General features: G+C 46.2%; 14 protein-coding genes. 7 read left to right on the top strand and 7 right to left on the bottom strand.

Going from position 1 to position 15,969, the window contains the following annotated elements:
* Positions 1–34: 34 nt before the first annotated feature.
* Together VNM22_15470 and VNM22_15465 are read right to left on the bottom strand one after the other, a co-directional pair.
* Positions 35–841, bottom strand: coding sequence for a class I SAM-dependent methyltransferase (locus tag VNM22_15470; GenBank protein ID HWP48563.1), 807 nt, complete (start codon positions 839–841; stop codon positions 35–37).
* A 27-nt stretch (positions 842–868) separates the two neighbouring features.
* Positions 869–1,591 carry a hypothetical protein gene (locus VNM22_15465; GenBank protein ID HWP48562.1) on the bottom strand — a complete coding sequence of 241 codons (723 nt, stop codon included), beginning with the start codon at positions 1,589–1,591 and terminating at the stop codon, positions 869–871.
* A gap of 430 nt (positions 1,592–2,021) precedes the next feature.
* On the opposite strand from VNM22_15465, the gene ubiG reads away from it, so the two are divergent.
* Positions 2,022–2,723, top strand: a complete 702-nt coding sequence (ubiG, locus tag VNM22_15460) for a bifunctional 2-polyprenyl-6-hydroxyphenol methylase/3-demethylubiquinol 3-O-methyltransferase UbiG (GenBank protein HWP48561.1) — start codon at positions 2,022–2,024, stop codon at positions 2,721–2,723.
* A 504-nt stretch (positions 2,724–3,227) separates the two neighbouring features.
* Here the strand turns inward: ubiG and murA are convergent.
* From murA to VNM22_15435, 5 genes are all read right to left on the bottom strand, one after another.
* A complete protein-coding gene (murA, locus tag VNM22_15455; protein ID HWP48560.1) occupies positions 3,228–4,559 on the bottom strand; it encodes a UDP-N-acetylglucosamine 1-carboxyvinyltransferase in 1,332 nt (443 codons plus the stop codon).
* Between the two features lie 73 nt (positions 4,560–4,632).
* A complete protein-coding gene (locus VNM22_15450) occupies positions 4,633–5,526 on the bottom strand; it encodes an exonuclease domain-containing protein (GenBank protein ID HWP48559.1) in 894 nt (297 codons plus the stop codon).
* A gap of 10 nt (positions 5,527–5,536) precedes the next feature.
* The gene (gene prmC / locus VNM22_15445) at positions 5,537–6,526 is read right to left on the bottom strand and encodes a peptide chain release factor N(5)-glutamine methyltransferase (protein HWP48558.1); all 990 of its coding nucleotides are present in this window, start codon (positions 6,524–6,526) and stop codon (positions 5,537–5,539) included.
* 119 nt (positions 6,527–6,645) lie between these two features.
* On the bottom strand, positions 6,646–7,524 hold the full coding sequence (locus tag VNM22_15440) for a PD-(D/E)XK nuclease family protein (GenBank protein ID HWP48557.1): 879 nt from the start codon (positions 7,522–7,524) through the stop codon (positions 6,646–6,648).
* 146 nt (positions 7,525–7,670) lie between these two features.
* A complete protein-coding gene (locus tag VNM22_15435) occupies positions 7,671–8,093 on the bottom strand; it encodes a hypothetical protein (protein ID HWP48556.1) in 423 nt (140 codons plus the stop codon).
* A gap of 303 nt (positions 8,094–8,396) precedes the next feature.
* Here VNM22_15435 and tldD point away from each other — a divergent pair, with 303 nt between their 5' ends.
* The 6 genes from tldD to pdhA all read left to right on the top strand — a co-directional run bounded on the left by tldD (position 8,397) and on the right by pdhA (position 15,969).
* The gene (tldD, locus tag VNM22_15430; protein ID HWP48555.1) at positions 8,397–9,806 is read left to right on the top strand and encodes a metalloprotease TldD; all 1,410 of its coding nucleotides are present in this window, start codon (positions 8,397–8,399) and stop codon (positions 9,804–9,806) included.
* Positions 9,807–9,880: 74 nt separating this feature from the next.
* Positions 9,881–11,218, top strand: coding sequence for a TldD/PmbA family protein (locus tag VNM22_15425; protein HWP48554.1), 1,338 nt, complete (start codon positions 9,881–9,883; stop codon positions 11,216–11,218).
* A gap of 81 nt (positions 11,219–11,299) precedes the next feature.
* Positions 11,300–12,328 (top strand): alpha/beta hydrolase family protein, encoded by a 1,029-nt coding sequence (locus VNM22_15420; protein ID HWP48553.1) that lies wholly within the window; start codon positions 11,300–11,302, stop codon positions 12,326–12,328.
* Positions 12,329–12,925: 597 nt separating this feature from the next.
* Positions 12,926–13,795 (top strand): RNA polymerase sigma factor RpoD/SigA, encoded by an 870-nt coding sequence (locus VNM22_15415; GenBank protein HWP48552.1) that lies wholly within the window; start codon positions 12,926–12,928, stop codon positions 13,793–13,795.
* Positions 13,796–14,564: 769 nt separating this feature from the next.
* The gene (locus VNM22_15410) at positions 14,565–14,753 is read left to right on the top strand and encodes a hypothetical protein (GenBank protein HWP48551.1); all 189 of its coding nucleotides are present in this window, start codon (positions 14,565–14,567) and stop codon (positions 14,751–14,753) included.
* Positions 14,754–15,015: 262 nt separating this feature from the next.
* Entirely contained in the window at positions 15,016–15,969 is a 954-nt protein-coding gene (gene pdhA, locus VNM22_15405) for a pyruvate dehydrogenase (acetyl-transferring) E1 component subunit alpha (protein HWP48550.1), read from the top strand.

The following is a 15,969-nucleotide window of genomic DNA, read 5'->3' as shown; positions in this document are numbered from 1 at the left end:
ATTCCTTTCCCTGCCGGCCTTTGATTCCAGACCCTTAACGCTGCTTTTCACATATCCAGAACTCTTTCACTGGCCCTATGGAAATAATCTCCCAAAAAGGATTAAAATCTTCCTTTTCCAAAACTTTAAATCCCGCCCTATTTAGCCCGTTATAAATAACTTCATCGGGATAATACCGTTCCTCGCAAAGTTCTGTGGCCTTCTCGAACAAAGGTCCTTTATCCTTACGACGAAATATGGTGGAAAGACTCTGAGCCCGGAAGCTTTTCTCATCGAAGGTATTCTCAAGGATGAGGGTAAATTCTTCATGATGGAATACCGAAGTCCCCTGCCACAATTTTTCAAAGCAATTTTTATTGTTAACATCGAAAATAAACAGACCCCCGGGATTGAGATTTCTGGCAACTGCATCAAAGGTTTGTTGGAGATCTTCCGGAGTCAGGAGATGATTGAGGCTATCGTAAAAAGAGGTTACAAGGTCAACCTTTTCTGTGAGGCTAAAGGAACGCATATCCTGGCAGAAGAAGGGGATGGAGAGCCCGGCCTTTTTGGCCTTTGCCCTGGCTTTTTCCAGCATACCTTCTGAAAGGTCGATTCCGATTACCTCCACGCCCATTTTCGCCATGGCGATAGCCATGGTTCCGGTCCCGCAAGCCAGGTCTACCATTTTCTGTATGGGGCGATGGGTTCTTTCCAGGACCTGTTGGAGCTTAGGGAAAATCAGCATACTAAAGGAAGCTCCCATGAGTTTTTCCCATTGATCATAAATCTGGGATAAGTATCGATAGGAGTTCACGGCCTTGTAAAGGCCAATGGCGAATAGCGAATTGCAAGTAGGCATCGCTATTCGCCGTTTGCCATCTTTTTGTTAATCCGGGTTTAAAATAGACGTGAGAATCTCATCGGCTTGTCGGATGGACCGGACGGCTTCATCGGGCCTGTTTCGATCCAGGAGTTGTAAGGCTTCCCTCAAGTTACTTTGGGCCTGCTGAACCTGAGGAGCTACAGCCGGGACCTGGTGTTGGAGTAAATTTAATTCGGCCAGTGCGGATTGAATTTGTTGACCCGCCACTGCGATATTTCCGCTTCTGGAATTGGTACTTGCCTGAAAAAGGCTCCCTCGTATGGGACTTAATAAAAATCCGAAATCTACCGGAATTCCTGGAACCGGCTGCAGGATCTGCGGGATCACCGGCTGAATTGGAACCAACGCAGGTCCAGAAGGTATAACGGGTTGAAGAGGTGGCGAAGAGGGACTCGCAGGAATCACCGGCTGAAGTCGAGTAACGGACGGGGTCTGAGGTATAACGGGTTGAAGAGGTGGCGAAGAGGGATTCGCAGGAATCACCGGCTGAAGTTGAACGGCAGACGGCCTGGAAGGGGTAATGGGTCGAAGGGGTTGAGAAGAGGGATTCACAGGAATCAACGGTTGAAGGGTTACAGAGGAAGGATTTGGAGGAATAACCGGTGATACACGTTGTCCGTTCGTCTGGGCCGAACTCATCTGGGCCCATACTTCCGAAATCTCAGGGGGCACCCACTCCATCCACATAAAGATACCCATCCCAAGTAAGGGAATTATTTTTTTCATCGTAGGATTCTCCTCCTTTGTAAATAAATTTTTAACAGCTCCCCTCCTTTTAAGGTATTTATTACGATACCTCCTGTCAAGGTGATCCTGACCAAGGACCCCCGGGACCTCATGGGAATAGGTTTTTAAGAATGAAAAGGGATAAACCCTCACTGCTCACTATAAGGAAAAGGACTTTTACGTACCTTCCTCTCTACGAGATAAAATTAATGACTATCTAGGATAAATAACCCATGACACGGGAGAATCTTTTGATATATTTATATTTTGAGTTATCCTTTGAGGAACTTGATAAGGATTCTGGAATTTTTGTAAAACCCATTTGTATTTAAAATAAGAATAAGTTTGAAACCTGCTCCTACCTGAGGGCCAGAGAAGGACCCCAGGAAAGTAGAGGGATAGAACAGTTGACGGTTAAAGGCATTGTAAAGTGGAGCGAGATCTCGAATTATTCAATTCTCTAAAAGATGAGTGGTGGAACCCGGAAGGTCCCATGGGGGGACTACACCGGATGAATCCGGCTCGATCCACCTATTTTCTCCATGTATTGAAACGGCATTCCTGCCGAAAAGTACTCGAGTTAGGATGTGGGGGTGGGATTCTTTCTTCAGCTCTGGAAGTTGAAGGAATCGAACTCTATGCCCTAGATCGACTTCCCAGTGCCCTTCAGGCTGCCCGACCCCATCTCACCAAAACCTGCTTGGTCTGTAGTAAGGCCGAAAACCTTCCTTTCCCCTCCGGGGTTTTTGATGCCATTGTTAGCTCTGATTTTCTGGAGCATGTAGAAGATTTGGATCGGGTGATTGCAGAAAGTAGCCGGGTTTTAAAACCCGAAGGACTTTTCTTATACGATACAATCAATAAGACCTTGAAATCTCTGCTGGTTCTAAAATTTATCGGTGAATATCTTTGTGGTTTTATTCCCAAAGGGACCCATCAATTTAAAAAACTGGTTCCGCTCCCCAGATTAATAAAGTTGATGGCAGCCCAGGGCATCCAGAATATGGAAACCCACGGTCTTGTTCCGAATATGAGCCTGTGGCGGGGATTATTTCGCCGGGATGATGTTCAGTTTAAGCTTTCCCGGGAGGACTTATCCATGTTGTATATCGGATATGGGGTAAAAACCTAAAGAGGAAGGATAACCGACATTGAGCAGTTGCTGAATAATCAGAGAAAGGAATTATACTTTCCCTCTCTTACTAGAACATGGTAAAGTTAACTTTTAACAACCCGTCTGCCCTTATCCCTACATCCCTCTCCTGTCTCACCTTCCTTCCACCCGTGGTGAGTTACGTCGAACCACAGGTGGAAGGGAAGCACACACGCCGGTCTGGTACAATCTAAACACGATTGTTACTCCTGGTGTTTCGACTGCCTGCCGTAATGCGTTGACAGGTAGGGAAATTGGCGAAAACAACTTAAAAACTGGATTCTGGCGAATTTTACAGGATCTTTAAAAGAAACAAATTGCCAATTGATTCGTTTCTATGTTGAAGGCAATAAAAGCAAGGACTAAATAAACTCAAAGTTAATTTTCACCAGACCCCGGTCTTTGGACACTTGGCAGGCCGGATATAGTAAATCTCTTCAGTCTAAGGAATACTCAAGGTTGGGATAAATAACCGGGTTATTTTCATCCTCTATCTTTTATTCGGGTTATATCGGCTCCCAATCTGGAGAGTTTTTCTTCGATTCGTTCGTATCCTCGATCTAAGTGATAAACTCGAGAGATAAGGGTTTCCCCTTCGGCAGCGAGTCCAGCCAAGACCAGAGAAGCACTGGCCCTGAGATCGGTGGCCATGACCGGAGCACCGCTCAGCTTTGGAACTCCGAGTACCACGGCAGTATTCCCTGTGATTTGAATCTGTGCCCCCATACGAAGCAATTCCAGGACATGCATGAACCGATTTTCAAAAATGGTTTCGGTAATTACGCTGGAACCCTTAGCGAGGCACATAAGGGCCATGATTTGAGCCTGCATATCCGTAGGAAATCCCGGATAGGGCTGAGTTTTAACATTAACAGCTTTAATTTCACCGTCCCGCTTTACCCTCAGGGAGGTTGGACTGGGCTGGTCAATGGAAACCCCGGCTTCTTGAAGCTTGGCAATAACAGCCGAGAGGTCTTCAGGACGGCAATTTTTAATCTCAATATCTCCATTGGTAATGGCAGCGGCCACTAAAAACGTTCCTGTTTCGATACGATCTGGCATGATGGTATGATCCAAACGGGTAAGATGGGATACACCTTCTATTTCAAGGGTTTGGGTACCGGCTCCCCAAATGTGAGCCCCCATTTTATTTAAAGCCTCTGCCAGGTCTACTACCTCGGGCTCTCTGGCTGCGTTTTGAATTACGGTTCGACCCTTTGCCAGAGTTGCGGCCATCATGATATTTTCTGTTCCGGTAACCGTCGGAAGGTCTAAATAGATATCGGTACCCTTTAATCGACCGGCTTTAGCCTCTATATAACCGTGTTGTAAGGTAATTTCTGCACCGAGTTGTTTTAACCCCTCGAGGTGTAGATTAATAGGACGGGCTCCAATGGCACATCCTCCCGGTAAAGAAACCCGAGCTCTTCCGAATCTGGCCAGCAAAGGTCCCAGTACCAAAACCGAAGCCCGCATGGTTCGTACCAAATCATAAGGGGCTTCAAAGTTATTTACGGAATCTGTAACCACGTAAAGTAAGGGCAAGGGGGGTCTTCTCTCCGGGTCGCGAGGATCTCCTGAAGGGATCTGGGTCTCCGAACCGACCTCGGCCTCCCGATAGATGATCTGGGCTCCCAGGTGTTTTAACAGATAAGTGAAGGTATCGATATCTCGCAGCCGGGGGATATTTCTTATACAACTTTCTCCTTCGGCCAGTAACGTCGCGGCCAGAATGGGTAATGCTGAATTTTTCGCCCCACTGGGTTCTACAACACCTTTTAAAGATTTACCCCCCCGGATCAGAATTTTATCCATAAGGTTGTCCGTTGGCTGTTGTCTGGGATAAAATGGATAATCCACTCCCCGACAGAAGACAACGGACTCTACGTTAATAGAGACTTAGGTCTTTGGTAAAAATGACATCGGTCAGCTCCATTTTCAAAATCCGATCTAATCGAAAAGTACTCATTTTACCCCGTAGATGGCAATAAGCTCTCAAATAACAGTGCTTACCCAACTGTAAGAGGAAATAGGGATCGACCAAACGGGAAGTACTCTGACCTGGAGAAATATATTCCAAGAGCAGGGCCCGATGATTCAGCATAGCCGTTTCTAGCTTTTCCGCGAGATCTGAAGAATACAGGTGGGCTACCATATCCCTGATTTTGGGAAACCGATAGGGAAGGCCGTGGAATCGGAGGACTCCTTGAAACGTATCATCTCCCGTGTCCATAACATCGTCTAATAAAATCCAGAGAAGGTCCCGGGTAGCCAGGGCATCTCCAAGTCCACGGTGGACATTTGAATAACCCAGCTTAAACCGATACCTCAGCTCATCCAGATTGTGATGGCGATAATGGGGGTAGAGTTTTCTGGAAAGATACAGCGTATCGATGACAAGATTTTTGAGGGGTTTCAGCTCCAGTTCCTGCAAAGCTGCAATGAAAAAACTGAGATCTACCGGCACATTATGGGCAACCAAAACCGCGTCGGGATCGATAAAATCCAGAAATTTGGGTAAGACTTCCCCAAGAACAGGGGCCTTTCGAACCACAGCGTCTGTAATACCATTAAATTTGGAAGCTTCTTGAGGAATGGGGCGGAGCGGATTTACCAGTTGACTGAACTGATCCACCGTCTTCATACCAATGGTTTTAACCGCCCCGATCTCACAGATCTTATCTCCTTGTAAGGGATAAAGACCTGTGGTCTCAAAGTCAAATATAACGAAGGTTATATCCTCGAGCTTTTCGTGACTTTTAGAATAATTCGTGGATCTCATTTTTCCCCTTTCATGGTCGGGCATCGTCCACCTTACGAGCCACAACAACCCGATCTATACCGGCATAGTCTTTTACGACTTCCTGCAAAGTTAACCCAGGTGTACGCTCTATCATCTGCAGGATGGCCTCTTTCTGACCAAATCCCATTTCTAGAATCAGATACCCCGGTGTAAAAAGATGTCCTGCCGAGGTAGAAAAGAGTCGACGATAGTAGGATAATCCGTCTTTTCCTCCCAACAAAGCTATCTTCGGTTCATACTGACCCACCTCCGGGGCTAATCTGGCATAATCTTTTTCTGAGATATAGGGAGGGTTACAGAGAATTCCGTTAAATTTCACCTTGTCGGAAGAACCGGTCCCTTCCCGATACGGGGATCGTATCCCAAGCCCTTCGACCTGAATTGAGTCGGGTTTTTCGAAGGGTTGTAAGAGATCTCCCTTCAGAAAGATAATCTGATCAGGATTTTCTAAAAGGTTCTTTGCATTATATCGGGCAACCTCCAGGGCTTTCTCAGAAATATCAGAGGCGTAGATCACACAATTTTTCAATTCCTTTGCGAGGGCAATAGCAATATTACCACTTCCGGTCCCTATATCGGCCAGGGTAAGGGGGCCGGACAAGGGATCTGCCGTCTGAGCCGGCTGCTTAAAAAGCCTCAAAGCTGTTTCCACAAGTAATTCGGTTTCAGGACGTGGAATTAAAACATCCGGAGTGACTTTGAAGGTCATAGACCAAAATTCCTGTTTACCGGTGATGTATTGAGTGGGCTCTCTCCGGATCCGACGTTGAATATTTTCTTTAAATGCGGCTAATTCCCTGGAATTCAAAGGCTTATCATAGTGGATATAAAGAGAGATACGCTCAACCCCTAAGGTATAAGCTAATAAAAGCTCGGCAGTTAAGCGAGGGCTTTGAATACCTTTGCTCTGGAAGTAATGGGTGGTCCATTGAATAAGTTCTAGAATTGTCCACTGCTTTTTCGTTTTTTCATCTGCCATTTCCTACGTATCCTACCTTTCTCATCTGCTTCCTTAAAGATTATCTTATTTAAATTACCACCAAAAAGCAAGGAAAACCCATCCAACTCCAGGTAACTTTTTTGTCTATCTCCTCCTTATTACTCCCAGTTAAACTCAGAGGATAATTCTTCCAATGTCCGGGGGGTCTTGCGGGATTTAGCCTTTTCTTCCTTAGCACGCTGTTTTTTTACAATCCGCATTCCAATGATCTCGGCCAGAACCCGATCTGGAATTTCCGGTTTTTTCTCTTTCTTGAGTTTCAGGGCTTCCTGACCGACTTCACAGATAGAAAGATAAGGACAGTACTCATGTCCCCAATGATCCAGAGGAAGATGGGCATCCATGGGAAGTTTCCCCTCAATGATTAAATCCGGCAGCATCGCTTTGACCTGGGTCAAAAGAGGAAGTAACCGACTCTCATCATATCCCACATTAAACAGGTGATAGTCCAGAGTATCCCGGTTTTCATAATAAATAATCCCTCCCCGGATCGGAATCGATTTATAATAGCGGGTAAGTCCCCAAATATAAATCAGACATTGCAGGACGTGTTCTTCTTTGGGCTGTCCGGCTTCCTTAATCCTGTCAAATTCGGCAGAACTGGTTGTTTTAATTTCCACCACATAAAATCCACTCTGTTCCACATCTAAATCCGGTGAAATGTAAATAAGTGCGTCGCATTGACCTTTAATGCGGTATTCTTCATCGATAAAGGGTAACTCTTTGGCAACGGTTATCTTAGAGAAATATCTGGCGATTCGAAGGTGACCCGAAGTGCCGGCCTCTAAAATCCGTTTGACCCGGGTATCGATCTCTTCCTTAGGCATTTTCAACAATTCCATTGCCACATAAAGTACACACCCCTTGGCCAGGGAGGAGGGACGAATATAACCGATCTTCTCTTCTTCATCTTCTTTTGGGGAAAGGGTTTCTTCGATAACTTTACTCATAATAGCGGCGGGTCCAGTCATTTTCATAACCTCTTCTCCTTTTTTAGGAAGTGGGTTCAGGAAAATTCAAGGCACTAAAAAGATTTGAGGATATATTAGGCGAAATCCGGTCAAACTGGCAAGAAAAAAGTGTCAAACCGGCAGGAAAAAATTTATGGTAAACCCCAAATCGGTTAAGGGTTTATCTTCATAAGTATCTCCATCAATAAAGATTCATGCTCCTTTTCTTCCCTCGCTATTTTCCGTAAGGCCTTTCCCAACTCTTCCTCTTCATCCAGGATCTGGTTAGCCAGCTCAATGTACCGGGCCTCTAACATCTGCTTATCTCTGAGATCCCAGGCCAGTTTATCCCGCAAAAAACCACCTCTTATCACAACTGCCGGCGCAGCAGGTAAAGATCCACCCCTCTCTTTAATTTTTTCTTCCAGAAATTTCGTGTGGATGAGATCTTCTTCTACGATTTTTTCTGCCTTTTTGCGGAGAAAATCATATCGGATCTCCCGGGTATGCTCCTTCAATTGTGCAATCATGCGCTGTTCTTCTAAATAGGTTTCCACAAACCTATCTAAGATCTCTTTCGAATCCAAGTAAGCCATAAACGATACAGTTCCTCCCCCAGGGCGAACGGGATACAGCTTTATGAAACCCTTCAACCTGGAATTGATAGAGGATGTTTTCCCTAAAGGTTTTTTCCCTCCTTAAGATGAGCAGATTTATTGGTCCCTCCTGCTGGGGATTCAGGGCCGGGATTTTGCTTTCAGTTTATCAAAGGATTCCCTTCCTTTCAAGAAAAATCTCAGGCTTTATCCAGAACCAGAATTTATGAAATCCCTAGCATCCTCCCCTTCTGGGGTAATATAATATAATAGCGCTTTGGCATCTTAAAAAAGGAGGATAACATGGAATATCGATTACCCCAGACGATGTTAGAAAAGTTACTAGGAATAGCCCTTTCCAGAGGTGGAAACTTTGCGGAAATCTACATAGAACACACTGTGTTGAATACCATTGCTTTAGAAGAGGATAAGATTAAGGAAGACAGCAGTGGGGTCATCCAGGGGGTAGGAATTCGGGTGATATCCGGAGAGAAAACAGGATATGCCTATTCCGACGATTTTTCCTACGAGAATCTGGAAAAAGCGGCCAAAACGGCTGCCCTCATTGCCGATTCGCCGAAGCGGGATATAGGACCTGTGAATATTTCAAAAATTCAGCATGAAGGCCCTTCCTATTACCTGGTGAAGATTCCCCCGGATGGGGTCGAGGTGAAAAAGAAATCGGATCTTCTCTGGCGTGCCAACACCACTGCAAAGGCCTATGATCCACGTATTATTCAGGTCATGGCCAGCTTTGTAGATATCACCAAAGACCTTATCATTGTCAACTCCAACGGGCTCTGGGCCGAGGATAAACAAACCATCTGTCGCCTGAATGTAACGGCTCTGGCTGAAGATAAGGGGATTCGGCAGCGGGGTTATTATGGTGGAGGGGGTCTGGTTGGATTTGATTTTTATACCACGTTTACCCCGGAAACCATTGCACGGGAAGCAGCCCGCCAGGCGATCGTGCAACTGACTGCTGCAGAGGCACCGGCTGGAATTCAAACGGTTGTCCTAAATCACGGATGGAGTGGAGTTCTCTTACATGAGGCGGTTGGACACGGATTGGAGGGGGATTTCATCAGAAAGAAAACCTCGTTTTATACCGGTAAAATCGGTCAAAAAGTGGCCTCTGAACTCTGCACGGTGGTGGACGATGCAACTCTGGCCGGAAAACGCGGGAGCATCCATATCGACGATGAGGGTATACCCGGACAAAGAAAGGTACTTATCGAAAAAGGTATTTTAAAAGATTATATGTACGACAGGTTAAATGCTGGCTTGATGAAACATCCATTAACCGGGAATGGACGTCGTGAATCCTTCCGCCATATCCCCATGCCTCGCATGACCAATACCTTTATGCTGGCCGGAGAAGAGGATCCGGAAGATATCATTCGATCCGTTCAGAAGGGGTTTTATGCCAAAACCCTGGGAGGAGGCCAGGTAGATATTACCTCGGGAAACTTTGTCTTTCAAGTAAGCGAAGGGTATCTCATTGAAGGAGGTCATATTACCAGACCGGTTCGAGGGGCTACCCTCATCGGAAACGGCCCGGATGTTCTGACCCGAGTCACCAGGGTAGGGAATGATTTGGAGTTTGATACCGGCATCGGTACCTGTGGAAAAAACGGTCAGTCAAAACCCGTGGGAGTGGGATTGCCTACGGTGAAGATCTCAGAAATGACCGTAGGAGGAACGGCCATGTAGCCATGGACCCTGGGCAGTGAATCTGGGTGGAAAAGTAGAAAGCTACCCCATGGTCTGCAGCCTAAAGTTTCTGTATGGATTATAAACATCTGGCAGAGGATCTGGTAGCCCAGGCCCAAAAGCTGGGAGCTACAGAGTCTGAAGTATATCTACACTATCGAGACAGATTTGAGGTAAACATCCATCAGGGAGACATAGAAACCCTGACACGGGCAGCCTCCAAGGGGTTGGGTCTTCGTCTTTTTGTGGAAGGTCGATTGGGATTTGGCTATACTTCCGATTTCTCATCGGATGCTCTGGAAAATCTCGTTAAAAAGACCCTCGCTCTGGCCCGGGAGAGTACCCCCGATAAGTACCATGGACTCCCCCAAGAGAAGGTTACAGAACTCCCTGAATTAAATCTCTTTGACCCACATCTAGCAGAGGTGGAGGACGAAACCAAAATCCAAATGGCCCGGGATATGGAAAAAGCTGCCTTTGCTTACGATACCCGGATTAACAATACCGAAGAAAGCAGGTACCGGGATCATATCGGTACCGTTATAATAGCCAATTCTCGAGGATTCTTGAGCAGTTATACGACCACCTCTGTGGAATTAAGCTGTACCACCGTCGCCGAGGAACAGGGACGTAAACAGGTGGGTTGGTGGTGGTCCCATAAGCGGTTTTTTAAGGATCTGGCCGGCCCGGAGTCCATAGGAAGAAAAGCCGCACATCGGACTGTACGCATGCTCAATGCCCGAAAAGTAAAAACCCAAAAAGTTCCCGTGGTCTTCGATCCCCAAGCCGGTGCCTCTTTCTGGCAGGCTATTTTTGGTGCCCTGAATGGGGATGCCGTGTATAAAAGAGCCTCCTTTTTAGCCGGAAAACTGGGCCATAAGGTGGCTTCGGATTTGGTCACTTTAATCGATGACGGAACTTTACCGGGGGGATTGGGATCCCGACCTTTTGATGGAGAAGGGGTCCCCACACGGAGAAAAATCGTCCTGGAAAAGGGAACCCTGAAAACGTATTTCTATGATACCTACACAGCTCGTAAAGTAGGGGCTTCTCCAACAGGAAATGCCGTACGAGATTATTCCAGTACCCCGACCATTGGACCGACCAACTTCTTCCTTCAGACCGGCCCCCATACGCCGGAAGAAATCATCGCCAGTGTAAAAAATGGACTCTACCTTGTCTGGATGATGGGTATGGGTGCGAACATGGTAACCGGGGATTACTCTCGCGGCGCCTATGGAATCTGGATTGAAAACGGAGAGTTAGCCTACCCTGTCCATGAGATTACCGTAGCCGGAAATATGGAAGAAATGATGAAAAATATCACCATGGTCGGAAATGATCTGGAGTTTATGGGAGCTATTGCAAGTCCCACGTTTAAAGTTGCTGAAATGACCATCAGTGGCAGGTGAAAAGCTGGCAGGCTGTGGGTGGAGGATCGTGGGGCTACCTGCGACTCTTAATCCTCCACCCACAGCCCAGGGTACGTACAGATGATACGGAAGTGGATCCACGCCCGGGAAATAGCCTGTTCTCAAAAAGATACAAATCGTAGGGTGTTACCCTTTGAGTGGGGTCTGGAATGGATCGATGGAAATGATTCCCTCCCATCGCTTTCCCCTAGAGAGTATCTCCGTGCTTACGCTGCAAAAATCTTGAACCACAGTACCCCTTTTTATACCCCTCCTCCGGTTAAGGAATACATCCTCCATGGGAACGAGCTTACTTTTCCCAGCCCCATTCAAACTCCCCATCAGGTTAACAATACGGTCTATGCACGCTTTTTTCCCGTAAATTCCCAAGGTAAAGCCGTTATTGTTATCCCTCAGTGGAATGCAGATTCCGAAAGTCATGTGGGACTTTGCCGGTTACTGAATTACTTTGGATTGACGGCTTTACGACTTACGTTACCTTATCACGAAAAACGAAAACCTGCCCATCTCCAACGGGCCGACTACCTGGTAAGCCCTAATATCGGACGAACCATTCAAGCCTGCCGTCAGGCAGTCTTGGAAGTTCGATTAGCAGCAAATTGGCTGGAACAACAGGGTTATTCCTATCTTGGGGTTACAGGAACCAGTATCGGGTCCTGCATCGCTTTCCTCGCTTTTAGCCATGATACCCGACTTAGAGTTGGAGCTTTTAATCATGTATCCAGTTACTTTGCAGACGTGGTTTGGACGGGGATTACCACTCAACATGTTCGTAAAGGCCTGGAAGGGTACGTCTCTTTGCCGGAGCTGCGGACCTTTTGGTCTGTGATCAGCCCCTTACCCTTTGTTCATAAATTGCAAGGCCTCTCTAAAGCCGGTCTGTTGATTTCCGCCAGATACGATTTAACCTTTCTCCCTTACCTGGCTCAACAACTCTTCGAGGAATACCACCGACTGGGTATTCCCCATGACAAATTTTTTCTTCCCTGTGGCCATTATACCAGCGGCACTTTTCCCTTTAAGTATCTCGATGGATGGATCATCGCTCGTTATCTTAGAAAAAACCTCATTGCCTTGACAAAATGTTAAACTTTGACAGGCAGGGTTGACATTTTGACCAACCTTCTTCTCCAGAGCGATCCCCTGGAAATAGTTGATTTCTGGTTTTTCTAGAATCCTAAATAAAACAGCCCGGCTCTTTAGTAAATTCGAGACAGGTTGTAGGCTGGCCCGAATCAGACCCTCCATCCCCGACCTGGCCCTTGTGAATTCCCTTACCTGAAGGCTTGTTCCTGCTGGAGATCTATCCCCTCCGGGCCCTGGTTTAAAAGGGTGGCACAAGTTTTGATTATTTTTGCAGGAACAGAGACATCTTTGGATTCGGATCGGCTCATCGACCCTGGGTAAGTTGGCAGCTGGTGCTCAAGATGTGGAGAGAAATTTCTAAAAAAACTTGACATTTACGTAAACGTTAACTAAGCTGGAGTAACCTTGCCAAGTTTTCGTATTGGGAGAAGAAAATTTTGCTGAAAATTTGAGCACAAATAGATAGCTCCTGCATCATAAAAGTTCAGATTTAAATTTTATTTTTGCTTTTAAGTTAAAAATTAACCTATTAAGGAAATTTGCATCATCAGTTTCTCTGTAGGGAGGACTGATCGGATAGGCAAAGGAGCTTATGTTGTGATGAAAGATGAGTTAGCTGTTGGTTCTCCGGGTTCTACCACTCTACTCGACCAATATCTTAAGGAAATCAGTCATTATCCTCTTCTGAGTCGAGAAGAGGAAATTAATTTGAGTGAGCGAATTAAAAGGGGTGATCAAGTAGCTGCGAATCAACTCATTACTTCTAACTTACGGTTTGTAGTAAGTATTGCCAAAAAATATAGACATTTAGGATTACCTCTTTCAGACCTTATCAGCGAGGGGAACATGGGTCTCATTAAAGCGGTTAAAAGATTCGACCAAACCAAAGACGCCAGGTTCATTTCCTATGCTGTCTGGTGGATTAAGCAAGGTATCTTTAAAGCCCTCGCCGATCAATCTCAAATCGTTCGGGTTCCCATCAAGCGAGCCTGGTCTTTTTCGAAGATCCATGAAAAGTTAAACGCTTTAACCCAAGAGCTGGGTCGTGAACCCGATGATGAAGAAGTCGCGGAAGCCATGGGTATAGATCCCGAACTGGTTCGAGAGGCGGTTACCATGTTTCAGCCACACCTCTCTTTAAACTCCCCTTTAACAACCGATGAGGATAGCAGTTTCATAGATTTTATATCCGATGAAGACGGGCATCTTCCCGATAAAATGGTGGATGAAAGCATGACCCGGGAGTCTATCAACCATTCTTTATCCAAATTAGGGGAGCGAGAGGCTCAGGTGATCAAGCTTTACTTTGGATTAGAGGGTCAGGAACCGATGACATTAAGGGAAATCGGAAAAATGATGGGAATCTCCCGGGAACGGGTTCGACAGATTAAGGAAGCGGCCATCCAGCGACTTCGCAAGATGTATAAGGTCAAAGTTCCGGATCAGGTCAAAGAAAAAGTAGAAACCTGATCCTGTCTTTCGACAGGTATGAGAGGAAATACGTATCTTTCTCATCAGGTCTATGGAAAGAATCCTCGGGGGTTATGTAACTGGTAGTCGATCCCGGATAAGGTAATTCCTGCTACCAGGTCTGGGTTCGACGCCAGATCCTTCCTGTTCCTTTCTCTACTTCCTGTATTTCCCGCAAATAAAACTTTGCTTCTTCGCCCACCTTCCTATGGTTAAAAATTTATTGGCCCACAACCTCTTGAAAGGTTAAATTATAATTGACCTTTTTTCCATTAAAAATAAGATAAAATACTGACCCGAGGTTCAAGGGTATGGAGAACTAACCCTATGTTGATCCTGGGATAAGGGGCTTTCTGGAATAGGTTTTTTGAGCCTGACCCCTTCGACTTCCCTTCCCTGGAGGGGGAGGGGAGAGTGGGGATTCGGGCCATCCCCGTGTTCCCCTTTCCGCATTGGGAAGGGGATTAGGGGGTCTAGGTACCAGGATAAGAAGGTTAGCCCCGGCGGGGCAACCTGTGGATAGCCCCTGGCGTAAGTCAGGGGAGGCAGGATTCTATCCTCCTCTAAGTCCCAGCGAGGCGACCTGTTTAACAGGACACTACCGGGGAGCTTGAAAAAATTCTGAATTTCTGAATCTTCCGAATTTTCGCCGGAGGCTACCCACTGTTGGCCCCTGATGGGCTTTTCAGCTTAGCCTGGCACCTAGGGGGTTAAGGGGTTGGGTTATAAAAAATTTACCCCGGAAGGGGGATAAGGAAGGGAGTTCCCATTGAAAAATTTTCAATACCTGCGATCTAACAGGATTCAAGAGATTTTCTCCCTGCCGGATATGTCTCCCCGGCATGTGAAGGCTTTAGTCGGTGGAATGGATTTAGGATTACCCATGGGAAGAAAGGCTCTGAACTCCGATTACTTCCTTGATTTAACAAAGGTTTCTGAATTAAACTATATCCCATAGAATAAGTAAGAAAGATCAGGAGTGGTCCCTTTAGATAGGGACATGGATAGATCAGGTCATTATTCAAGAAAAATTGAGTACTTTAAATAAGGCCTCGGCCCAGGATATACCAGGATTATGGATGCGGTTCTGGCAGTAGCGGGTAGTCAGTGAGGTTGTGGGGTTATGGGGTTGTGGGGTTATGGGATGGGAACACTACCCCACCGCTCCCCTACCACACCATCCCACCAACAACCCTCAATCTTAGCAACATAGAACGCATATGGACAGTGAAAAATTAATTGAAATGTATCGTCAGATGTTACTCATCCGGCGGTTTGAAGAAAAAGCCGCAGAGATGTATATGATGGGTAAAATTGGTGGATTTTGCCATCTCTATATTGGTCAAGAAGCGGTAGCAGTGGGTGCTATTGCGGCCATTCGAAAGGATGATTATGTGATAGCTTCTTACCGGGAGCATGGACATGCTTTGGCGATAGGAACCGAACCTCGAAAGATCATGGCCGAGCTCTTTGGAAAGGCCACGGGAATTTCACGTGGAAAGGGTGGATCCATGCATCTTTTTGATGCGGAAAGAAACTTCCTGGGGGGACATGCCATCGTAGGAGGACATATTCCTCTGGCTACAGGCGTTGGCTTTGCTATCAACTACGAGGGGAAGGATCAGGTTGTGTTGTGCTTTTTTGGAGATGGAGCTGTAAATACAGGAGTTTTCCATGAATCTCTGAATTTAGCGTCTTTGTGGAAGCTTCCCGTCATTTACATCTGTGAAAATAACTTCTATGGAATGGGAACTGCAGTAACCCGTGCCATGGCCGGTCCGGAGATGTACTTGAAGGCCAAAGCCTACGATATTCCCGGCGAGCTTGTGGATGGAATGAACGTATTAGAGGTTTGGGAGAAGGTTGGTAAAGCCGTAGAACGGGCCCGACATGAAAAAATACCTACTTTTCTGGAAGTTAGAACCTACCGCTTCCGGGGACATTCCATGTCGGATCCTGCTCAATATCGAACAAAAGAGGAAGTTAACGAACAAAGGAAACGAGATCCTATTGTCACCTTTAAGCAGAAACTCATCGCGGAAGGGATTCTTTCCGAAGAGAAGTTTGAAGAAATGGAAAAAGAGATTAAAGCCATCGTGGAGGAAGCTGTAGAGTTTGCGGAAAAGAGTCCGGAACCACCTGAAGAATGGTTGTATGAGGATGTTTACGCCTAA

The organism is Candidatus Limnocylindrales bacterium (assembly GCA_035559535.1).
Lineage (GTDB): Bacteria > Moduliflexota > Moduliflexia > Moduliflexales > JAUQPW01 > JAUQPW01.
This window is presented reverse-complemented; position numbering and strand designations above follow the sequence as displayed.